This window comes from Microbacterium sp. AG157 (assembly GCF_003385695.1).
Classification (GTDB): Bacteria; Actinomycetota; Actinomycetes; order Actinomycetales; family Microbacteriaceae; genus Microbacterium; species Microbacterium testaceum.
On sequence record NZ_QRDK01000002.1, the window covers coordinates 182,807 to 202,312 of the forward strand.

Genomic DNA, 19,506 nt, shown 5'->3' on the forward strand with positions numbered 1-19,506 from the left:
CGATGTCAGCCATCAACATCCACGATGTCGAGCGGCAGATCGAGAACCTCTACAAGCTCGTCGCCCTCACTCCCGAAGGTGCGGCAGTGATCAAATCCCGACTCAAAGCAACCATGGAAGCCGGTGCCGCAGAAGCCAAGCGCGCACAGCAGATGCTCCTCACTCAGCAGACACGCCTGATGGAACGCAGCAAGAAGCTGCTCGACGGCCACCTCGACGGCACTATCCCTGCTCAGCTCTACCGCGAGGAACAGCAGCGCGTGAACGAGGAGATGACCGTCGTCGGCGAACGCCTCAACGCCCTCAAAACGGAGTTCGAAGTACTGGAGCAGAACCTCGACGATGCGATCACCCTCGCAGAGAACTGCTACGAGGCATACCGCCGCGCCCCTGATGCGCTCCGCCGCACTTACAACCAGGCGTTCTTCACGCGCATTCTGGTCACCCGCGACGAGAGCGTCGAAGGGGTACTCGCCGAGCCGTTCGCCTGCATCGTCACGACGACGGAAACCACATACGGCGCCTCTCCCGAAGGAGAAGCGCCGTATGAAGGCGGCTCTTACAAGGTCATTTGTTCTAAAGAGACCGATTTGGTGGACCTGAGGGGATTCGAACCCCTGACCTCCTCGATGCGAACGAGGCGCGCTACCAACTGCGCCACAGGCCCGGAAACCTCGTAAACACTATCACGTCATCCGCGCTCACCTCGACGCGCGTCGGCATCGTCGGGCACGCGAGGAGCGGCGTATGCCGCTGGCAGCATCGGTCGAGAAGGCGGTCGACGGAGCACGCCCGCCACCCGCGGAAGAGACCGGCGTCACTCCCCCGACGCGCGACGCGCCAGGAGCCGCTGAACGTGATCCTGGATCTCGGAATCATCCACGTACCCCATCGCGGCATACGGCGACGGAGCGGGGGCGACAGCGGCCGGACGGGCCGTCTCGATCGGGGTGGGGGCCTGCTGGGCGGCGAGCTCGCGCGCGGCCTCCTCGCGAGCGGCGGCACGCAGCGCCTCGCGAGCGAGCTGCTCGTCGACGACGGCTGCTGCGCGAGAGCCGGCCGATGCCACCAGGGGGCGCGGCAGCTCGCGCGGAGTCCAGGTGGGACGCGGCTCGGGCACGAGAGCCACATCCTGCACCTCGACGGCGACGGTGCGCTTCACCGCGGTCGCAACCACCGCCGGCGAAGCCGTGCGCGCCGCGACGACCGAGATACGGCGCAGAACGATGAGGGATGCCAGAACGACAGCAACCCCGGCGATGAGCAGCGCGGGTGCTCCCCCGGCGATGACCGGCCCGAGACCGACCAGGGCAGCAGCGAGACCGGCCAGAGCCACCGTGGTCACGCCGAGACGGAAACGACGACGGGCACGCGCGCGACGCGCCTCGGGCCGCGCAACGGCCGCGGCGCGCTCGGCGTGCGCCCGCTCGACGGCGGCGGCACGCTCGGCGCGGGTCTTCTCGAGGGCCGCGGCGCGTTCGGCTCGAGCGACCTCGACGGCCGCGGCACGCTCGGCACGAGCCAGGTCCACGGCCGCGGCGCGCTGCTCCTTGACGACATCGCGGTCACGGGCACTCTCGAGGCGAGCGACCTCGAGCCGCGCCTTGGCCGCAGCGAGCTCGGTCTGAGCCTTCTCGGCCTGGATCTGGCGCGCGAGCTTCTGCTGTTGGTGGGCCGTGCGGGCCGTCAGTTCGAGCCGGACCTCACGCGGCGTCTCGGCCGTCTCGGCGAGCACACGAAGGGCCTGGTTGAGGCGCACGGCATTGCGTTCGGCGGAGGTGAAGCGATGACGGCTCTGCCACGACGGAAGCAGGTACACGAGCCAGAGCGCGACCGCGACGAAGAAGATCACGCCGCCGCTGAGAACCTGCCCACCCATGCCATAAAGGTAGGTCACCGAGAGATCACACCTCGGCATCCCCCGGCGTGTCGTGACGAGACTTTCGTCGATGGAGCGAGAAAGGCCGGAGCCGGGTCGCTCAGTTGCGGTCGGCCGGCGGAACGCGCGCCGCGTCGGGCGGCACCTGCCCCCGCACGAACCGGTCGAGCACCCCGTAAGGAACCTCTTCGCGCACCAGGGCGAAGGCGTAATGGTCACGCCAATCGCCGTCGATGTGGATGTACTTGCGCCGCAGGCCCTCGTACCGGAAGCCGAGCTTCTCGACGACGCGCAGGCTCGCGTGATTCTCGGGGCGGATGCAGATCTCGACGCGATGCAGGTTCAGCTCGGTGAAGCACACGTCGGTCGCCATCGCCACGCCGATCGTCGTGATGTTGCGGCCGGCGAACTCCTCCGCGACCCAGTAGCCGATGGTCGCCGAGGCCAGCGACCCACGCGAGACACCCCACACGTTCAGCTGCCCGGCGACGTCGTCGTCCCACGCCATCACGAAGGGGACGCCGACGCCGTCACGGTACTGCTGCAGAAGACGACGGATGCCGAGGCGCATGTCGAACGACACGGGGCCGTCGGGACTGGTTGCCTCCCACCGCTTCAGCCACGAGCGGTTGTCGATCAGCTGCTGCTGGAGGACGCGCGCATCGCGGTTGCGGATGAGACGGATCGACACGTCGCCGTGCCGCCGAGGGACGGACAGATCCATGGCATCCTGCCGGGTCAGAGACCCTGCGCGAACTCCTTGAACCACGGACGGAGGGCGGGGCCGAGGTCGTCTCGGTCGGCCGCGAGCTGCACGATCGCCTTGATGTAGTCGACGCGGTCGCCCGTGTCGTAACGGCGGCCGCGGAACACGACACCGTAGACGCCACCGCCGTCGCCACCACCGGTCGCGAGCTCTTCGAGGGCATCGGTCAGCTGGATCTCGCCGCCCTTGCCGGGCTGGGTGCGCTCGAGGATGTCGAACACGTCGGGGCCGAGCACGTAGCGACCGATGATCGCGAGATTCGAGGGGGCGTCTTCGGCCTTGGGCTTCTCGACGAGCTGCGTGACCTTGACCACGTCTTCTTCGTCGGTCGCTTCGACAGCGGCTACACCGTAGAGGTGGATGTGCGCGGGGTCGACCTCCATGAGCGCGATGACGGTGGCACCGCCGCGCTTGTCGTACTCCTCCATCATCTTGGTGAGCAGCGGGTCGCGCTCGTCGATGAGGTCGTCGCCCAGCAGCACGGCGAACGGGTGATCGCCCACGTGACTGCGGGCACGCAGCACTGCGTGGCCCAGGCCCTTGGGCTCACCCTGACGGACCATGTGGATGTCGGCGAGGTCGGACGAGTGCTCGACCTTGGCGAGCTTGTCGTCGTCGCCCTTCTCGCGCAGCTTCGCCTCGAGCTCGGGCATCGAGTCGAAGTGGTTGGCGATGTTGTTCTTGTTGCGGCCGATGATGATGAGCACGTCCTGGATACCGGCGCCGGTGGCCTCTTCGACGACGTACTGGATGGCCGGCTTGTCGACGACCGGCAACATCTCTTTGGGCATCGCCTTCGTGGCGGGCAGGAAGCGCGTACCGAGTCCGGCGGCCGGGATGACGGCCTTGAAGGGCTTGTGAGGCATGGGCATACCCTAGCGGGGTCCTGCGCCACCGGCGGCAACGCGCCCGCCCCTAGACTTATCGCATGCCGGATCGTATCGAGCAGGCCAAGCGCGCACTGCGCGCCGATCTGCGCGAACGCCGCCAGACCATCTCCGCGCACGCCCGCGAGGTGGCCGAGGCCGGCGTCGCAGAGCAACTCGACGCCCTCGTCGCGCGTCTCGGAGCCCGCAGCATCTCCTGCTTTCTGTCGACGCCCACCGAGCCCGGCACCCACGCCTTCGTGCGCGCGGCCGTGGATCGCGGCATCCGGGTCCTGCTCCCGATCACCCGCGAAGACGGGCTCCTCGACTGGAGCGTGGCCACCGCCGACACCGAGATCACCGAGGGACTGTTCGGTCTTCCCGAGCCGGTGGGAGACGTGCTGGGGCCGATCGCGGTCAACGACGTCGACCTGCTGATCATCCCCGCGGCCGCCGTCGATCGACAGGGCATGCGCCTCGGGTGGGGACGCGGCTACTTCGACAAGACCCTCGGCTCGATGGAGAAGTGCCCGCCCGTCTACGCGGTCATCTTCGACACCGAGCTCATCGACGACGTGCCGCGCGACGTGCACGACCAGCCGGTGACGGGCGTAGTCACCCCCACGCGCACGCTGCCGCTCGCCGCCCACACCTCCTGAACACCCGAAGGACGCTCATGCCCACCTACTCCTACGCCTGCAAGCAGTGCGGTCACCGTTTCGACGCCGTGCAGTCGTTCTCGGATGCCGCCCTGACCGAGTGCCCCGAATGCGGCGGCGAGGTGCGCAAGCAGTACGGGTCGATCGGCGTGACCTTCAACGGCTCGGGCTTCTACCGCACCGACTCACGCGGTTCGTCCTCGGGCGCAAGCGGTGGCGGCTCGTCCACTTCTTCGACATCATCGAAGTCGGAATCGACGTCGTCCGCCTCGCCCTCGGCTTCTTGAGCCCGAGTCGGCGCGGCCTGAGAGGAACCAGCGCATGATCAAGGGATTCAAGGAGTTCATTCTCCGAGGAAATGTCATCGACCTCGCCGTCGCGGTGGTCATCGGAGCCGCGTTCACCGCGGTCGTGAACGCCATCGTCAGTTCGGTGATCACCCCGCTGATCTCGGTGTTCTACAAGCCCGCAGAGAACGGCGAGGTCGGCCCGTCGATCACCGGCATCTACGGCCAGGAAGTGGTCTTCCCCCTGCCCGCCCTGCTGTCGGCGATCATCAGTTTCTTCGCCGTCGCGCTCGTGGTGTACCTCGTGTTCGTCTACCCCATGAACCGGTGGAAGGCCATCGCCGCCGCGCGCGCGGGAGTCAACGAGCCCGCCGCGGACGAGCCCAAGCTGCCGACCGAGCAGGAACTGCTGGTGCAGATCCGCGACCTGCTGGAGCGACAGAACAAGCTCTGAGCCGACCGACGGATCATCGACACGGCGCCCGCGCCGGGACCACGTCCCGGATCGGGCGCCGTGTCGCGTACGCCCTGCGGGTCAGTAGTGCGGGGGGACGTCGCGCATCATCCGCTCGTCGTTGGGCCCGGATACCGTGGGCCGAGCACCTACGCCGCGCCCGGGGTCGTCGGCGGGCGCGGGCTCCGCGGTCGTGCCCGGGGCGGCGAGCAAGCGCGCACGCCGCGCACCGCGCACCCGGACGACGGGCTGACGCTCGGCGCCGGACTCCATCGCGCCCGCGTCGGGAGCGGCGGCCCGGCCGGCGGCATCCGGTGACTCGCTCATCGCTCGCTCAGTCGGGAAGATCGAGCGATTCGGTGGTCGCGTCGGGTGCGGCCGCGCCGGCGGGCGCGATGCCGAGGAGCTCCCCGATGCGGGAGGCCACTCCCGCGGGGTCGCTGTACAGGTCGAAGGCGTGCACACGCACGTAGTGCCAGCCGAGCCGGCGGAGGATCTGCGGTCGCAGGCGGAGCGTCTCGCGCAGCGACTCGCCGATCGTCTCGGGGTCGCTCTCGGCGACGACGGCCTTGCCCTGATAGCGAGCGACGATGGGGAGCAGACCGCGGTAATCGACGTCGACCTCGATGCCCAGTCGGCGCAGTTCGCGTGCCAGGGCGCGCGTCAACGGGTCGGCGAGGTCTTCGAGACGGGCCTCGCGGTTGCGCGAGGCGAGGTTGCCGAGGATGCCCATGAGGGTGGCAGCGCCGTGCTCGAGACGGCCGTCGTCGAACGCCGAGGGGCGGATGGACGACACGATCACCATCGAACGACGCGCACGCGTCATTCCGACGGTGAGGAGCCGTTCGCCGTCGGGCGTCGACAGGTCGCCGAAATCACTCAGCACGCGGCCGTGGCGCGTGAGACCGAAGCCGAGCGAGAACACCACGCGGTCGCGACTCTCGGCCACCGACTCCTCGAGGGTGAGCACGGCGAAGGGCTCCGCGGCATCCCGCGAGATGAACTCCGCCACGTCGGACCGGCCGGCCAGCGCCGCGACCACCGAGGCGCGCACGCGCTCGGCGTGCGTGCGGCTCGCGGTGACGACCATGAGCGACTCGGAGGCACGGTTGACCGCGTGCTCGACGACGAGGGTCACCACACGAGCGACCTCGGCGTCGGGGCTCTCGACGGCACCGCTGACGGGATCGGGGGCGCCGACACCGCCCTCGACGTAGTCCACGCTGAGGCTGCCGCGACCGAGGTACGAACCCGCCCACGGGAGCGAGACGATCTCTCCCCCGTAGAAGGCGTCGTTCACCAGCTGGGAGAGGTCTTCGCCGCCCGCGCGATAGCTCCGCGTGAGCGTTTCGACAGGCAGGAGCTCGGCGACGCGCTCGAACACCGAGGTGCCGTCGAACGGCACCTCGTCGGCCTCGTCGGGAGTGCCGAGGATCGACGCGCTGACCCGGAAGGGCGTCGGCTTCTGCACTACCGGGTCACCGAACAGCACCACCTGACGGGCGCGCCGCAGAGCCGGAGCCGCTTCGGCGAGGCAGAGAGCGGCGGCATCCGCGATGATCACGACGTCGAAGGCGAGATCGGTCGGGACGTCGGGCACCTCGTAGGGCGACGCGAGCCATACCGGGGCGAGCGTGCGCAGCAGGGTGGGGGCGGCATCCGACATCTCCTGCGCGGTGTGCAGGCCGTCTTTCAGCACGCGCTTGAGAGCGGCCGCCTCGTCGGAGTGGTCGACGATGCCGATGCGCCACTGCGTCGCGAGCTGCGCGGCCAGCAGGGGACCCGCGGCGGCGGCATGCGCCTCGTCGACGAGACGGAAGTCGCGCTCGAGGCGGTCGACGACGCTCGTGTTGGCACCGAGCAGGGCACGGTCGGTGCGGAGCAGATGCTCGAGGGCCGACTGCCACCACGCGAACTCCAGCTCGGCGCCGACCCGCTCCTCGGGAACGTGGCGAACCGAGAGTTCGACGAGCAACTGCTCGAGGCCCAGGCGCGCGAGCTCGGAGCGCAGCTGGGCCCGCTCGACGAGGTTGTCGAAGAAGGTGGACTCGGCGGCCAGACCCGCGAGCGTGCGGACGAGTCTTTGAACGGGCAGAGTCGCCAGACGCTCCGAGCCCTGGCGTCCGAGGATCTGGTCGAGCTCGCCGAGCAGGGCGTCGGTGCGCTGCCACGCGACGTTCACGTCGGCGAGACCGAGAGGCACCTCCGGCGTCACGCCGGCCTCGACCACGCGCTGCCACTCCGTGCGCTGCTGCTGGATGCGCACGAGCGCCTCGTACATGTCGGGCACGTGCACGCCCGGACGCACGTACTCCTTCGACAGACGCTTGAGACGGCGACGGTTCGGACCGCTCATCGCGGAAGCGTCACGGCGCGGCGAATGGGCGTCGATGAGCTCGCCCAGCGGGCGCTCGAACACCGTCGGGCTGAAGCGGTCGAGCGACTCGCGGATCCCCTGCAGGAGCTTGAGGTACGAGCCGAGTTCCGACACCGTCTGGAACGGGCGCATGCGCGTCTGGGCGATGAGCTCGTAGCCGCGCTCGAGCAGGCGAGGCACGTCGCTGGTGTGGAGCTTGCCGGCCAGGTCATGCGCCGCCCGCGCGTCTTCGGTGCGGGAGAAGCTCACGCCGTACCAGGGCGAGTCGTCGGGGCCGAAGCGGAATTCGCCGAGGCGCGCCGCCATCGCGAGGGCCCGGGCGGCGGCATCCCGTCGTCCGGCCAGACGCTCGAGGGTCGCCAGATCGAAGCGGGCCTCGGTCGAGGGGGCGGGAGAGGTGGATGCCAGCGATGTCAGCGCGCGGAGGATGTCGAGCGCCGAGACGCCCAGGGCCAGATGCGGCTCGGTCACGGCGGAGCGGTAGTCGCGCAGGACCGTCCGCAGGCGCACGAGGGCATCGTCGATCTCGGCGACCTTGGGCTGCTCGGCCTTCTCGTTGCGGCCGATCGCGCGGATGAGATCGCGCCGGACGTGGTGGGGCGAGACCGCCAGGCCGGTGAGACCCACTCCGGCGAGACGGTGACGGATGCCGTCGAGAGTCGACCGACGAGCGCTGACGACGAGCACCCGCTTGTTGTCGTGGACGAGCTGCCCGATCGCGTTGATGACCGTCTGCGTGCCGCCGGTTCCGGGAAGCGTGTGCACGACGAGCGACTGACCGGCCGCGATGCGCGCGAGCACGCGCTCCTGCTCGGCATCGGCATCGAGCAGGAGGGTGTCTGCGGCGGGCGTGCGCTCGTCGGGGCCGATCACCTGCGGGTCGTCGCGGCGGACCGTGATGCGCGCGCGGTCATCGGGGTGGCCGGCGAGCGCGTTCAGGAGCGTGTGGTCGAGGTCGTGCGTGTCGCGGGCCATGCCCGAACCGACGTCGGCGAAGGAGGAGATCACCAGACGCGGGTGCACGACGAAAGTCGGCACGTGAGAGGTGAGGCGACGGATGTGATCGATGACGGGCTGCGGCTTGAACACGCCCTGGTCGTACGCGAGGCCCGCGAGGGCGGCGGGATCGATCTGGATGCCGAGGTGCGTGCGGAAGGCGCGGGCGAGTTCGGGGTTCATCACGAACGCGCCGTGCAGCTTGAGCTCGAAATCACCGTGGTGGCGGCGGATGGCGAGCGGGCGGAGGAGGACCGGAGCGGACCACTCCACGCCACCGATCTTCCAGGCCGACAGGCCCACGGCGAGGTGCACCGGCTCCAGGCCGCGGGCGGTGCGGAGCTCGACGTTCTTGGCCGTGATGCGCTCGGCAGCCATGCGCGCGGTGCGCAGGGCGACCTCGTCACGGAAGAGGTTGGACAGCATGGTCGCGCGGCCGGTGATGAACTGCGGAAGCGAACCGGGGTGGGCCTTGGTGATGTCGATGCCCGCGTCGCGCGCATCGTCGAAGCGCAGGAGGGTCGAGCGGCCGCCGAGGGCCGCCGCCTCGGCGCGGATGCGATCGCGTTCGGGGTCGGCCACGTGGCGAACCACGATGCCGGGTTCCGACAATCGCAGCTCGCCGGGATCGACGGACGACACCGTCTCGTCTCCGTCAGTGCCCATCACGGCACCGTCCTCAGCTCGCCACACACCTGTCAGACTAAGCCGGGCAGTGCGGGATCGTGCGCAGCGGGCCCGAGTTTCGCGGTAATCGGCGACACGCCGCGTCATCGGCTCTTCCTCCACAGGCGGAGAGTTCGCGGCATCCTCCCCCTGCGCCCTCGATCCGTCCGCAGGGCCGTGGCACGGTCACGAGGATGGACGTATGAACAGAGTCACCAGCACCGCACATGACAGCCCCGTCGGGCCGATCCTGCTGACCTTCATCGACGACGCCCTCGTGCGGTTGCACGTCGCCCACGACGGCCTCGATGTCGCGCGCGCCGAGATCGCACAGCGTCTCGGGGTCGTCCCCGACCCCGATGCGTCGATCGGACGAGGAGTCGTCGCGCAACTCGACGAGTACTTCGCGGGCGCGCGGCGGTCGTTCGACGTCTCCCTCGATTGGCGTTTCGTGCGCGGCTTCACGCGCGCCGCGCTCGAAGCGACCCTGCAGATCCCCTACGGCGAAGTGGCGTCGTACGGTGAGGTCTCCATGATGGCCGGAGCCCCGCGGGCCGCGCGGGCGGTGGGAACGGCGTGCGCCTCGTCTCCGTTCTCGATCGTCGTCCCGGTGCACCGGGTCGTTCGCGCCGACGGCTCGATCGGCGAGTACGGCGGGCATCCCGACGTGAAGGCGTATCTGCTCACGCTCGAGAGCGACGCGGTGCTCGGAGAAACCCTGCACGCCTCGGCCTGAACACGACGGGGCGTCCGCGCCCGGGCACGACGACGCCCGGCCCGCCGCAGCGAGACCGGGCGTCGGTCGGTCAGTGGTTCGACGCCTTCTCGGCGCCGTATCCCGTGAGAGATCGGACGTCCATCTCCGCCGCCTTAAGCGGGTCTTCGGGCGTCCGCGAGGTGACGGAACCGAGCCAGCCGAGGAAGAATCCGAGCGGGATCGACACGATCCCGGGGTTGTTCAGAGGCCAGATCGCGACGCCCGTGTTGGCGAACACGCTCGTCGCGGTCCCCCAGAACACCGGTGAGAGGAAGATCAGGACGAGCGCCGAGCCGAGACCGCCGTACATGCTCCAGACCGCGCCGCGGGTCGTGAAGCGTCTCCAGAACAGCGAGAACAGGATCGTCGGCAGGTTGGCCGACGCGGCCACCGCGAAGGCCAGCGCCACGAGGAAGGCGACGTTCTGCCCCTGCACGCCGATGCCGCCGAGGATCGCGAGCACACCGATCACGATGACCGTGCGTCGCGCGACCTTGACCTCGCCGTCCGGCGGCACATCGCCCTTCTTCACCACGTTCGCGTAGATGTCGTGCGCGAAGGAGGCGGCCGCCGTGATGGTGAGACCGGCCACCACCGCGAGGATCGTCGCGAACGCCACCGCCGAGATGAACCCGAGCAGGAGCGGTCCGCCGAGAGCCAGCGCGAGCAGCGGCGCCGCCGCGTTCACTCCGCCGGGTGCCGCGAGGATCGTCTCGGATCCGACCATCGCACCGGCGCCGTAGCCCAGGACGAGGGTGAGGATGTAGAAGAGCCCGATCAGCCAGATGGCCCACACGACCGAGCGACGCGCTTCCTTCGCGGTCGGAACGGTGTAGAAGCGCATCAGCACGTGCGGCAGACCCGCGGTACCGAGCACCAGCGCCAGCGCGAGCGAGATGAAGTCCCACGGATTCTTTCCGTACTGCAGGCCCGGCGCCAGGACGGCATCACCCTTGGGAGACGCCGCGACGGCGCTCTCGAGCAGCGTGTTGAGATTGAAGCCGTTGATCGCGAGCACCCAGACGGTCATCACGATCGCGCCGCCGATGAGCAGGAACGCCTTGACGATCTGCACCCACGTGGTGCCCTTCATGCCACCGATGAGGACGTACACGATCATCAGGATGCCGACCACGGCAACGACGATCGACTGGCCGACGCGCTCCGTGATGCCCAGCAACAGCGACACGAGGCCGCCGGCTCCGGCCATCTGGGCGAGGAGGTAGAAGAAGCAGACGGCGAGCGTGGTGATGGCCGCGGCCATGCGGACCGGCCGTTCCTTGAGGCGGAACGACAGCACGTCGGCCATCGTGAACTTGCCCGTATTGCGCATGAGCTCGGCGACCAACAGCAGGGCGACCAGCCACGCGACGAGGAAGCCGATCGAGTAGAGGAACCCGTCGTAGCCGTTGATGGCGATAGCGCCGACGATTCCGAGGAACGACGCCGCCGACAGATAGTCGCCGGCGATCGCGAAGCCGTTCTGCGGGCCCGTGAACGAGCGGCCCGCCGCGTAGTAGTCGGCCGCCGTCTTGCTGTTGCGACTGGCACGGATGACGATGAACAGCGTCACGGCGACGAATGCGCCGAAGATCGAGATGTTCAGCACGGGGTTGTTCTCGACGGTCTGCACGGCCGCCTCGACGCTGGCGAAGATCTCGTTCACGAGCGGGTCCCGTCCGCTCGCTCGAGTTCGGCGCGCAGCGCCTCGGCGCCCGGGTCGAGTCGCCGGTTGGCGTAGGACACGTAGCCCATGGTGATGGCGAATGTCGTGACGAACTGTCCGAGTCCGAGCACGAGCCCCACGGTGATGGCGCCCGAGACCGGCTGCGCCATGAATTCCGGCGCGAACGACGACAGCAGAACGTAGACGAAGTACCAGACGAGGAACGCCACCGCGAGGGGGAAGACGAAGCGGCGCTGGCGCTTCTTCAACTCCCGGAACGGGGCGGACTCCTCGACCGCGATGTAGTCGACGCCGCCCTTGTGGGCTTCGTCGATGCGACGGTCCGTCATGTGGCCTCCTTGCCTCATGAGTACGGCGCAACGCTGCGCCGAACGGGGGAAAAGTCCGGGTCGGCCGCTGCTTCCCCGGTGATAGGGTCGACGCTACGAAACGCGGCGACGAAGCCGTCACCCCCGGAAGTAGGTAGTGCGTGACTGCACCCTCCACCCTTCGCGACGATGCGGCTCTCGTGTCGCACGCGGTGGTCGAGCTCGCCCGTCGCACGCATTTCCCCGTCGCTTTCGGCGGCCTGGAACACGACGGGGCGGTCCATGTCACCACGATCGTCGGTGCGCGCACGCGCAGCATCGAGGGGCTCGTCGTCCACGCCTCGCGGGGTCTCGGCGGCCGCGCGCTCGTCGAGCGGCGGCCGCGCATGACGCTCGACTACCGCACGTCGCGCTCCATCACGCACGATTACGACCGCGCCATCCTCGGCGAGGGCATCGCGACCCTGTTCGCCGTCCCCGTGCTCGTCAGCGGAGCGGCGCGCGGGGTCCTCTACTGCGGGTCGTGGGCGCAATCCCCGGTCGGTGACGTCGAGGCACGGCCCGCGTTCGACGTGGCCGGCGAGCTGGGAACCGAGTTGCGCGTGCGCGCCGAGGTCGACCGACGCCTCGCTTCGGCTCCCCACCCCGAGGGCGGTCTCGGAGCCGGCGTGCGCGAGGAGATCCGCGAGAGCTACGCCCAACTCCGCGGCATCGCGGCGATCGTCGGAGACGACGAGGTGCGGCGCCGCCTCGAGGCCGTCGAGGCCCGCCTCGCCGCTCTGACCGGGGACGCCGGCGACACGGCATCCGATCCCGACATCCACCTCTCGCGGCGGGAGATCGACGTGCTCGCGTGCGCCGCCGTGGGGTCGACGAACGGCGAGATCGCGGCATCCCTCCACCTGCGCGAGACCACCGTGAAGTCGTACCTCGCCTCGGCGATGTCGAAGCTCGACGCGTCCACCCGGCATGCCGCGGTGACCCGGGCACGTCGGGCCGGGCTCCTCCCCTGAGAGCCGTTGCGAGGCCGGTGGGAAAACCCTGGCAATGGCCGCGTGAGCTTGAGAGCGACGCGGATTCTCGGCATCGTTGCTGGCTCCTGTCGTCGATCAGAGAAGGAGAGTCACATGCTGACGCTCACCGAAGAGGCCACGACCGCCGTGAAGACCATCACCGCCCAGTTCCCGGATGCCGCTCAGGGCGGCGTCCGCATCGAGGGAGCGGGCTCCCCCGAGTCGCAGTTCGCGCTGTCGGTCGTCGACGGCCCGCAGCCGGATGACGCCGTCGTCGAGAACGCCGGAGCGCGGGTCTTCCTCGACAGCGACGCCGCAGCCGTCCTCGACGACCGCGTGCTCGACGCGCAGATCGACCCGCAGGGGTCGGTGCAGTTCGCCGTCACCAGCGTCGCGTGACGCGCTGCGTCGCGTGATCGATGCCCCGGCTTCGTGCCGGGGCATCGTCGTGTGCGCGGGTCTCTGCGCGGCACCGGCGCCCGAGACCGCATCTCGCTGGCGTTCCGGCGTCAGCGCGCAGCCGACTCGTCAGCGAAATGCCGTCTCGCGAGGCGGGGCGGGGCGGATGCCGCGACCTCAGCCCTCGAAAACAACGACCTCGTCGTTCGCCGCGTCGTAGACGAACTGCAGCGCGGTGCCGGCGGGCAGATCGGTGTTGCGGAGTTCGGGCGTGCCATCGCTGAGCAGCATGGTGGCGCTCGGCGGGAACACACCCGCGCCGCACGAGGGGATCATGTACCGGCCGTTGTAGGACGTGCCGTTCCCCAGCTCCTGGAGCAGCGCGGGCTGCCAGACGGTCATGCACTTCGACGCGCCCTCGCCGGTGTCGAACGAGGCGTAGACGGCGACGCGGAACCCCTGGAACTGCGCGTACGACGTCACACCGCTCGAGAGCCCCTGTGTGAACGAGCTCGGCGGACTGAAGTCTGGATCGGGCGCGAGTCGGGCGATCTGCGTCGCCCCCACCTGCAGCGGGTCGGTCTGCACACGCTGCACGACGACGAGCGCCGTCGCGGCGCACGCGATGACGAGGACCGCCGCGGTCAGCAGGATCGTGGTGGAACGGCGCAGGCGCGGCATCCGGAACCTCCGCCGCGGTGGGTCGACCGGCTCGTCGACGTCGCCGGGGTCGACCGGCTCCTCTTCGACCTCCGACGGCGCGGGAGCGACATCGTCGGAGCTGCGGCTCTCGAGTTCGATGAGCCGCCGCAGAGCGGCCGGGTCCGAGGAGATGTCGGCCCCGGGCGCGTACGCCCTTCGGCGCAGGGCCGCGAGTTCGTCATCGTCGCTGATGCTCGGCATGGGTCGATTCAATCAGTGCGCCCCCGACCGCGACGCTCTGGCGTGGTCCGTTCGTGCGTTTCGCGTCTGGCCGCCGTCGTGGGCTCGCCGCGGAGAACGACGCACGGCGCTGCCGGTGCCATACTGCGGGAGTGTCCGGTCGTCACGCCTCCCGCGGTGAGATCATTCGAGGTCTCGCCCTCGCGATGGTGCTCTCGCTCGCGCTGATGTGCAGTGCCTGTTCCCGCGTGATCCACCGCGACGACGTGATCGGCACCTGGGAAGCGCGGGACGGCGATCATGTGGCTCAGCTGGTGCTACACGGCGACGGGACCCTCGACGCCCGAGGCGTGCCGCGGGCTGCGGTGTCGGACTTTCCGGATGTCGACCGTGAGGTCGAGTTGAGCTGGACGGACACGGTCGCCTTCTCCGGACGGTGGTACTTCTCGGAGGCGACCTCCGAGAGTTTCGACACCGGCGACGTCTACGCCACGGACATCGTGGGCGCCGACAACGTCTCCCTCCACGCGGCGCCGGGTGGCCTCGCCCTGCAGTATGGCTACGTCGAGCGGGGGCAGACCCTCGAGTTCCGCCTCAGCGACGAAGCGCCTACCCCGGTCCCCGCCACCCTCTCGCGAATGGACCTCCTGGGCACCTGGCGCTCCGACGATGCGGGCACCCTGACGCTGTCGGACGACGGCACCTTCACGTTGACGGATGCGCCTCCCCCGCTCACGACGCAACTCGACCTCCCCGGGTTTTCCCCGCTGTTCGGGCAGTGGTCGGTGCCGCAAACGGTCCTCCCTCTCGACGAGGACGCGTACGTCGTTCTGTCCTTCGACGTCGCGTTCCTGACGGCCGATGGCTCGTTCGTCACCGCCCTGGCGAAGATCACCCCGACGGGGGACGGTTACCGGCTCGGCTTCCGTGACGATCGCTTCCCGTGGGTGCGGGAGGCAGACTGACGATACCGCCACGAGACCACGTCGTGCGGATGCCGAGGCCTCATCGCCCCGTGAACTCCGGCGAACGCTTCGCCTGGAATGCGGCGAAGCCCTCGCGGTAGTCTTCGGTCGCCGCCAGGGCTGCCTGGGCGCGGTTCTCGAGCGCCATCGCCTCCCACAACCCCAGACGCTCGTCGCGGATCGCGCCGACGATGCGCTTGCTCGCCCGGAACGCCCGCGTCGGACCGGCAGCGGCCGTGCGGGCCGCCGAGGTCGCGGCATTGTGGACCTCCTCCGCCGGAAATGCGCGCGAGAAGAGTCCGGCGCGGACGGCTTCGGCCCCCGACATCAGTCGACCCGTGTAGATCAGGTCGAGCGTGGCGTGGGCGCCGAGGCGCTCGACGAACAGCGCGTGACCGCCGGAATCGAGCGTCGCGCCGAGGGCGGCGAAGGGCGAGCCGATCTTGGCGTCCCCGGCGACGTAGACCACGTCTGTGGCGATGAGCAGGCCCAGGCCGACACCCAGGCAGGCCCCGTGGGCGGCCGCGAACGTCGGCGCGGGAAAGGTCGCCATGCGACGCAGCAGAGGCGCCAGCGTGTCGTCCAGGTAATCCGCGACGTCGTCGGTGCGGGGGTCGACCCCCGAGATGTCGCGCCCGGCGCAGAACGACGGCCCCTCACCGCGCAGCAGCAGCGCGCGAGCACCGTCGGCCTCGGCCCGGTCGTAGGCATCGGCGAGCGCGTGCAGACCCTCGAGGGCCAGGGCGTTGCGACGGGCGGGGGCGTTCAGGACGATCTCGGCCACGCCGGCGTCGAGGCGGTAGTCGATCATCGCGCTCAGCCGTCGTAGTCGACGCTGACGACGTCGGAGGTCGGATGCGACTGGCAGGTGAGGACGTACCCGCGTTCGATCTCGTCGGGCTCGAGCGCGTAGTTCTCGGTCATGGTGACCGCGCCCTCGATCACCCGCGCGCGGCAGGTGCCGCACACCCCGCCCGCGCACGCGAAAGGGACGTCGGGGCGCACGCGGAGAGCGGCGGCGAGGATCGTCTCGTTCGCGGCGACCGGGCTGTCGACGTGCGCCGACTGCCCGTCGAGGGTGATCTCGATCGAGCGCACCGGTTCATCGGCGCGGACTCTCACGGGGCGCGCTCCCCCCGTTTGGGCGGGAGCGTCGCCGTCTCCCGCGGTGAACAGTTCGAAGCGCACACGATCGCGGGCGACACCGACCTCGGCGAGGGTGTCGCGACAGAGCTCGACGAGCGCGAAGGGCCCGCAGAGGAACCACTCGTCGACGGATGCCGGATCGATCAGCCGCGACAGGATCAGGCGCAGACGCTCCTCGTCGATGCGGCCCGAGAACACCGGCGCCGCGCGCTGCTCGCGCGAGAGCACGTGGTGCAGCGTGAGACGAGAGGGATAGCGGTCTTTGAGATCGGCGAGCTCGTCGACGAACATGACATCGGTCGAGGACCGGTTCGCGTACACGATCGTCATGCGGGCGTTCTCGGAACGCTCGAGCACTCCGGCGGCGAGCGCCATGATCGGGGTGATCCCGGAACCGGCGGCGATCGCCACGACGTGCCCCGTCGCCGTCGACGCCCGCGACACGAAGGTGCCCGCCGGGCTCATGACGTCGATCTCGTCGCCGGGCCGCAGCCCCTCGTGCGCCCAGGTCGAGAAACGTCCGTCGGGGTCGCGCTTGATGCCGACGCTGATCGCTCCGCGCACCGGCGGCCGGCAGAGCGAGTACGACCGGCGCAGGTCCTGTCCGTCGACGCGGGCGCGCAAGGCCACGTACTGCCCGGGTGCGTAGTCGAACGCCTCGGCGAGCTCCTCGGGAACGGCGAAGGTCACCTCGATCGCGGTGGGGGTCAGGGGGCGCACGTCCGCGACGCGAAGGGTGTGGAAACGGGCGCGGGTGCGCGGGGTGGCCGGGGTCTCGGCATCCATCATCGTCATCAGAGGGCCTTGAAGTGGTCGAAGGGTTCGAGGCAGGCGCGGCACTCCCACAGCGCCTTGCACGAGGTCGAGCCGAAGCGCGAGACCTCCCGCGTGTCGAGGGAGCCGCAGCGGGGGCAGGCGACGCTGAGCCTCAGCCGGATGGGGCCGGCCGGCGCGCGGCCCGAGGGCGGGGCGATGCCGTACTCGGTGAGCTTGCGTCTTCCGGCGTCGCTCATCCAGTCGGTCGTCCACGCGGGGGTGAGCGTCGTTCGGACGACCGCCCGATCGAAACCCGCCGAGGTGAGGGCCAGCACGATGTCGTCGCGGATCGCGTCGACCGCCGGGCACCCCGAGTAGGTCGGTGTGATCGTGACGGTGACGGTGTCGCCGTCGAAGCGCACGTCGCGCAGGACGCCGAGGTCATCGATCGTCAGCACCGGCACCTCGGGATCGACGACGGCGGCGACCACCTCGCGGGCGTGCTCCAGCGTCGCGGTCACCAGGTCGCTCCCGGGTGCCGGCGCGCCAGCACCTGCATCTCGGCGAGAAGCGGACCGAGCGCGGGGTGGTGGACACCGCGGCGCCCCCCGGCGGACGAACCGGGGGTCGTCGGCACGGGCACGTCCTCCTGCGCCAGGACAGCGTGGAGGACCTCATCGACGCGAGCCCGGAGCATCGACGGCCGTACGGCGACACCGCCGAGACGGTCGTGCAGGGGCTCGTCGCGGAACAGCTCGTCGAGATACGGCCACGTGTCGTCGAGGCCGACCAGCAACCGCCGCCGTGACTCCTCGGTGCCCCCGGCGAGCCGCAGCGTCCACTGCACGGCGTGATCGCGGTGGTAGTCCACCTCTTTCTCGGCCTTCGCCGCGACGGCGGCGAGGACGGGATCGGCGGATGCCGCGAGCTCCCGGTACAGCTCGAGGAGATAGGTGGATGCCAACAGCTGGCGGGCGATCGTGTGCGCGAAGTCGCCGTTGGGAAGCTCGAACAGCCAGGCGCTGCGGAACTCCGGCTCGTCGCGCCAGTAGGCGAGATCGTCTTCACTGCGACCGTCGTACGAGCCCGCGTAGCGCAGGAGCGAGCGCGCGTGACCGAGCAGGTCGAGGGCGATGTTCCCGAGAGCCACGTCCTCCTCGAGCTCGGGGGCACGGGCCACCCATCCGCAGAGGTTCTGCGCGAGGATCACCGCGTCGTCACCGAGGCGCATCGCGTACGCGGCGACATCGGGGTCGGTGGCGCGGTCCTCTCCCCCGGCCAGCTCCGCGGAGAGGTCGAGGGCGTCGAGCGAGACGTCGCCGTGCACGTCGCGGTCGGTCGAGGTGCTCACAGGTGCGGCACCCCCTCCGACGCGGTGTAATACACCGCGTGCCGGTAGTTCTTGCCCGCCGGCGACTCGAAGAAGGCGCCCTTGGCTCCGGGGTCGCTCGTGGTCACGGCATCCGAGGGGACGACCCACACCGACACGCCCTCACCGCGACGGGTATACAGGTCACGGGCGTTGCGGACGGCGAGCTCGGCGTCGGGGGCGTGGAGCGAACCGACGTGCACGTGGCTGAGGCCGCGGTTCGCGCGCACGAAGACCTCCCACAGGGGCCAGGTCTCGGCGGGGCTGCCGCCGGGGGTGGCCATCAGGCGGCCGCCTTCGCGCTCTTCTTCGCCGCGTACGCCGCCGCCGCCTCGCGCACCCAGGCACCTTCCTCGTGCGCGTCGCGGCGGTGTTGCCGGCGCATCGTGTTGAGGGGGCCACGGCCGGCGAGCACCTCGTGGAACTCGGTCCAATCGATCTCGCCCATGTCGTACTCCCCCGTCTCGTCGTTGAAACGCAGGTCGGGATCGGGCAGGGTCACGCCCAGCACCGCGGCTTGCGGCACGAGCATCGAGACGAACCGCTGACGCAGGACGTCGTTGCTGAAGCGCTTGATGTTCCACGCCATCGACTGCGCCGAGTTGGGCGAGTCGTCGTCGGGGGGTCCGAACATCATCAGGCTCGGCCAATACCAGCGGTTCACGGCATCCTGAGCCATCTGACGCTGCTCGTCGGTGCCCTGCATGAGGGTGAGCAGGATCTCGAACCCCTGACGCTGGTGGAACGACTCCTCTTTGCAGATGCGCACCATCGCCCGACCGTAGGGACCGTACGAGGCGCGGCAGAGAGGCACCTGGTTGCAGATCGCGGCGCCGTCGACGAGCCAGCCGATCGCGCCCATGTCGGCCCAGGTCGGCGTGGGGTAATTGAAGATCGAAGAGTAGCGGGCTGTGCCGTCGACGAGCTGCTGTGTCATCTCGTCGCGCGTGATGCCGAGGGTCTGCGCGGCGGAGTAGAGGTAGAGGCCGTGCCCCGCCTCGTCCTGCACCTTCGCCAGAAGGATCGACTTGCGCTTGAGGCTCGGGGCGCGAGTGATCCAGGCCCCCTCGGGCTGCATGCCGATGATCTCGGAGTGCGCGTGCTGCGAGATCTGGCGGATCAGCGTGCGGCGGTACCCCTCCGGCATCCAGTCGCGCGGTTCGATCCGTCCGTCGGCCTCGATGAGGGCGTCGAACATCGCTTCGCCGTCGCTCTCACCGCTCGCGGCATCCGTGGGGGGTGCGGTCATCGTCATCGTCGACTCCTTTTACAGA

At 69.7% G+C, this 19,506-nt stretch carries 22 protein-coding genes and 1 tRNA gene; 7 read left to right on the forward strand and 16 right to left on the reverse strand.

The window, feature by feature from the left end:
- Positions 1 to 5: 5 nt before the first annotated feature.
- From DEU35_RS06660 to galU, 5 genes are all read right to left on the reverse strand, one after another.
- Positions 6 to 212, reverse strand: a complete 207-nt coding sequence (locus DEU35_RS06660) for a hypothetical protein (RefSeq protein ID WP_116239020.1) — start codon at positions 210 to 212, stop codon at positions 6 to 8.
- Between the two features lie 379 nt (positions 213 to 591).
- Positions 592 to 667: transfer RNA gene (locus tag DEU35_RS06665), tRNA-Ala, on the reverse strand.
- 150 nt (positions 668 to 817) lie between these two features.
- A complete protein-coding gene (locus tag DEU35_RS06670; RefSeq protein ID WP_116239021.1) occupies positions 818 to 1,879 on the reverse strand; it encodes a large exoprotein in 1,062 nt (353 codons plus the stop codon).
- A 100-nt stretch (positions 1,880 to 1,979) separates the two neighbouring features.
- Positions 1,980 to 2,603, reverse strand: a complete 624-nt coding sequence (locus tag DEU35_RS06675; RefSeq protein ID WP_103206281.1) for a GNAT family N-acetyltransferase — start codon at positions 2,601 to 2,603, stop codon at positions 1,980 to 1,982.
- Between the two features lie 14 nt (positions 2,604 to 2,617).
- Positions 2,618 to 3,511: a UTP--glucose-1-phosphate uridylyltransferase GalU gene (gene galU, locus DEU35_RS06680; protein WP_103206460.1), complete on the reverse strand. Its 894-nt coding sequence runs from the start codon at positions 3,509 to 3,511 to the stop codon at positions 2,618 to 2,620.
- Between the two features lie 62 nt (positions 3,512 to 3,573).
- On the opposite strand from galU, the gene DEU35_RS06685 reads away from it, so the two are divergent.
- From DEU35_RS06685 to mscL, 3 genes are read left to right on the forward strand one after another with little or no spacing between them, the layout of a single operon-like run.
- Positions 3,574 to 4,170 carry a 5-formyltetrahydrofolate cyclo-ligase gene (locus DEU35_RS06685; protein WP_103206280.1) on the forward strand — a complete coding sequence of 199 codons (597 nt, stop codon included), beginning with the start codon at positions 3,574 to 3,576 and terminating at the stop codon, positions 4,168 to 4,170.
- A gap of 17 nt (positions 4,171 to 4,187) precedes the next feature.
- Positions 4,188 to 4,457 carry an FmdB family zinc ribbon protein gene (locus DEU35_RS06690; protein ID WP_103206279.1) on the forward strand — a complete coding sequence of 90 codons (270 nt, stop codon included), beginning with the start codon at positions 4,188 to 4,190 and terminating at the stop codon, positions 4,455 to 4,457.
- A 34-nt stretch (positions 4,458 to 4,491) separates the two neighbouring features.
- Positions 4,492 to 4,911: a large conductance mechanosensitive channel protein MscL gene (gene mscL / locus DEU35_RS06695; RefSeq protein WP_103206278.1), complete on the forward strand. Its 420-nt coding sequence runs from the start codon at positions 4,492 to 4,494 to the stop codon at positions 4,909 to 4,911.
- Positions 4,912 to 4,992: 81 nt separating this feature from the next.
- On the opposite strand, the gene DEU35_RS06700 is transcribed toward mscL, so the two are convergent.
- On the reverse strand, positions 4,993 to 5,238 hold the full coding sequence (locus tag DEU35_RS06700; protein WP_258873378.1) for a hypothetical protein: 246 nt from the start codon (positions 5,236 to 5,238) through the stop codon (positions 4,993 to 4,995).
- Between the two features lie 7 nt (positions 5,239 to 5,245).
- Positions 5,246 to 8,950, reverse strand: a complete 3,705-nt coding sequence (locus tag DEU35_RS06705) for an AAA family ATPase (protein WP_116239022.1) — start codon at positions 8,948 to 8,950, stop codon at positions 5,246 to 5,248.
- 202 nt (positions 8,951 to 9,152) lie between these two features.
- On the opposite strand from DEU35_RS06705, the gene DEU35_RS06710 reads away from it, so the two are divergent.
- Positions 9,153 to 9,686, forward strand: a complete 534-nt coding sequence (locus DEU35_RS06710) for a methylated-DNA--[protein]-cysteine S-methyltransferase (protein ID WP_116239023.1) — start codon at positions 9,153 to 9,155, stop codon at positions 9,684 to 9,686.
- 70 nt (positions 9,687 to 9,756) lie between these two features.
- On the opposite strand, the gene DEU35_RS06715 is transcribed toward DEU35_RS06710, so the two are convergent.
- The gene (locus DEU35_RS06715) at positions 9,757 to 11,373 is read right to left on the reverse strand and encodes a cation acetate symporter (RefSeq protein WP_180993346.1); all 1,617 of its coding nucleotides are present in this window, start codon (positions 11,371 to 11,373) and stop codon (positions 9,757 to 9,759) included.
- Entirely contained in the window at positions 11,370 to 11,723 is a 354-nt protein-coding gene (locus tag DEU35_RS06720; protein ID WP_103206275.1) for a DUF485 domain-containing protein, read from the reverse strand. The genes DEU35_RS06715 and DEU35_RS06720 overlap by 4 nt, the downstream gene beginning before the upstream one ends.
- A 140-nt stretch (positions 11,724 to 11,863) precedes the next feature.
- Between DEU35_RS06720 and DEU35_RS06725 the strand changes: the two genes are divergently transcribed.
- The gene (locus DEU35_RS06725) at positions 11,864 to 12,715 is read left to right on the forward strand and encodes a LuxR C-terminal-related transcriptional regulator (protein WP_103206274.1); all 852 of its coding nucleotides are present in this window, start codon (positions 11,864 to 11,866) and stop codon (positions 12,713 to 12,715) included.
- Between the two features lie 114 nt (positions 12,716 to 12,829).
- On the forward strand, positions 12,830 to 13,114 hold the full coding sequence (locus DEU35_RS06730) for a Fe-S cluster assembly protein HesB (protein ID WP_116239024.1): 285 nt from the start codon (positions 12,830 to 12,832) through the stop codon (positions 13,112 to 13,114).
- A gap of 177 nt (positions 13,115 to 13,291) precedes the next feature.
- On the opposite strand, the gene DEU35_RS06735 is transcribed toward DEU35_RS06730, so the two are convergent.
- The gene (locus DEU35_RS06735; RefSeq protein ID WP_116239025.1) at positions 13,292 to 14,017 is read right to left on the reverse strand and encodes a hypothetical protein; all 726 of its coding nucleotides are present in this window, start codon (positions 14,015 to 14,017) and stop codon (positions 13,292 to 13,294) included.
- A 131-nt stretch (positions 14,018 to 14,148) separates the two neighbouring features.
- Between DEU35_RS06735 and DEU35_RS06740 the strand changes: the two genes are divergently transcribed.
- Positions 14,149 to 14,961 (forward strand): hypothetical protein, encoded by an 813-nt coding sequence (locus tag DEU35_RS06740; protein WP_116239026.1) that lies wholly within the window; start codon positions 14,149 to 14,151, stop codon positions 14,959 to 14,961.
- A 40-nt stretch (positions 14,962 to 15,001) separates the two neighbouring features.
- On the opposite strand, the gene DEU35_RS06745 is transcribed toward DEU35_RS06740, so the two are convergent.
- From DEU35_RS06745 to paaA, 6 genes are read right to left on the reverse strand one after another with little or no spacing between them, the layout of a single operon-like run.
- Positions 15,002 to 15,772 (reverse strand): enoyl-CoA hydratase/isomerase family protein, encoded by a 771-nt coding sequence (locus tag DEU35_RS06745; protein ID WP_116239027.1) that lies wholly within the window; start codon positions 15,770 to 15,772, stop codon positions 15,002 to 15,004.
- 5 nt (positions 15,773 to 15,777) lie between these two features.
- Positions 15,778 to 16,902 (reverse strand): 1,2-phenylacetyl-CoA epoxidase subunit PaaE, encoded by a 1,125-nt coding sequence (gene paaE, locus DEU35_RS06750; RefSeq protein ID WP_116239028.1) that lies wholly within the window; start codon positions 16,900 to 16,902, stop codon positions 15,778 to 15,780.
- Entirely contained in the window at positions 16,902 to 17,387 is a 486-nt protein-coding gene (gene paaD / locus DEU35_RS06755; RefSeq protein ID WP_116239029.1) for a 1,2-phenylacetyl-CoA epoxidase subunit PaaD, read from the reverse strand. The genes paaE and paaD overlap by 1 nt, the downstream gene beginning before the upstream one ends.
- On the reverse strand, positions 17,381 to 18,214 hold the full coding sequence (gene paaC / locus DEU35_RS06760; RefSeq protein WP_116239030.1) for a 1,2-phenylacetyl-CoA epoxidase subunit PaaC: 834 nt from the start codon (positions 18,212 to 18,214) through the stop codon (positions 17,381 to 17,383). The genes paaD and paaC overlap by 7 nt, the downstream gene beginning before the upstream one ends.
- On the reverse strand, positions 18,211 to 18,516 hold the full coding sequence (paaB, locus tag DEU35_RS06765) for a 1,2-phenylacetyl-CoA epoxidase subunit PaaB (RefSeq protein ID WP_055838158.1): 306 nt from the start codon (positions 18,514 to 18,516) through the stop codon (positions 18,211 to 18,213). The genes paaC and paaB overlap by 4 nt, the downstream gene beginning before the upstream one ends.
- On the reverse strand, positions 18,516 to 19,487 hold the full coding sequence (gene paaA, locus DEU35_RS06770; protein ID WP_103206267.1) for a 1,2-phenylacetyl-CoA epoxidase subunit PaaA: 972 nt from the start codon (positions 19,485 to 19,487) through the stop codon (positions 18,516 to 18,518). Before paaA ends, paaB begins: the two co-directional genes overlap by 1 nt.
- Positions 19,488 to 19,506 lie beyond the last annotated feature (19 nt).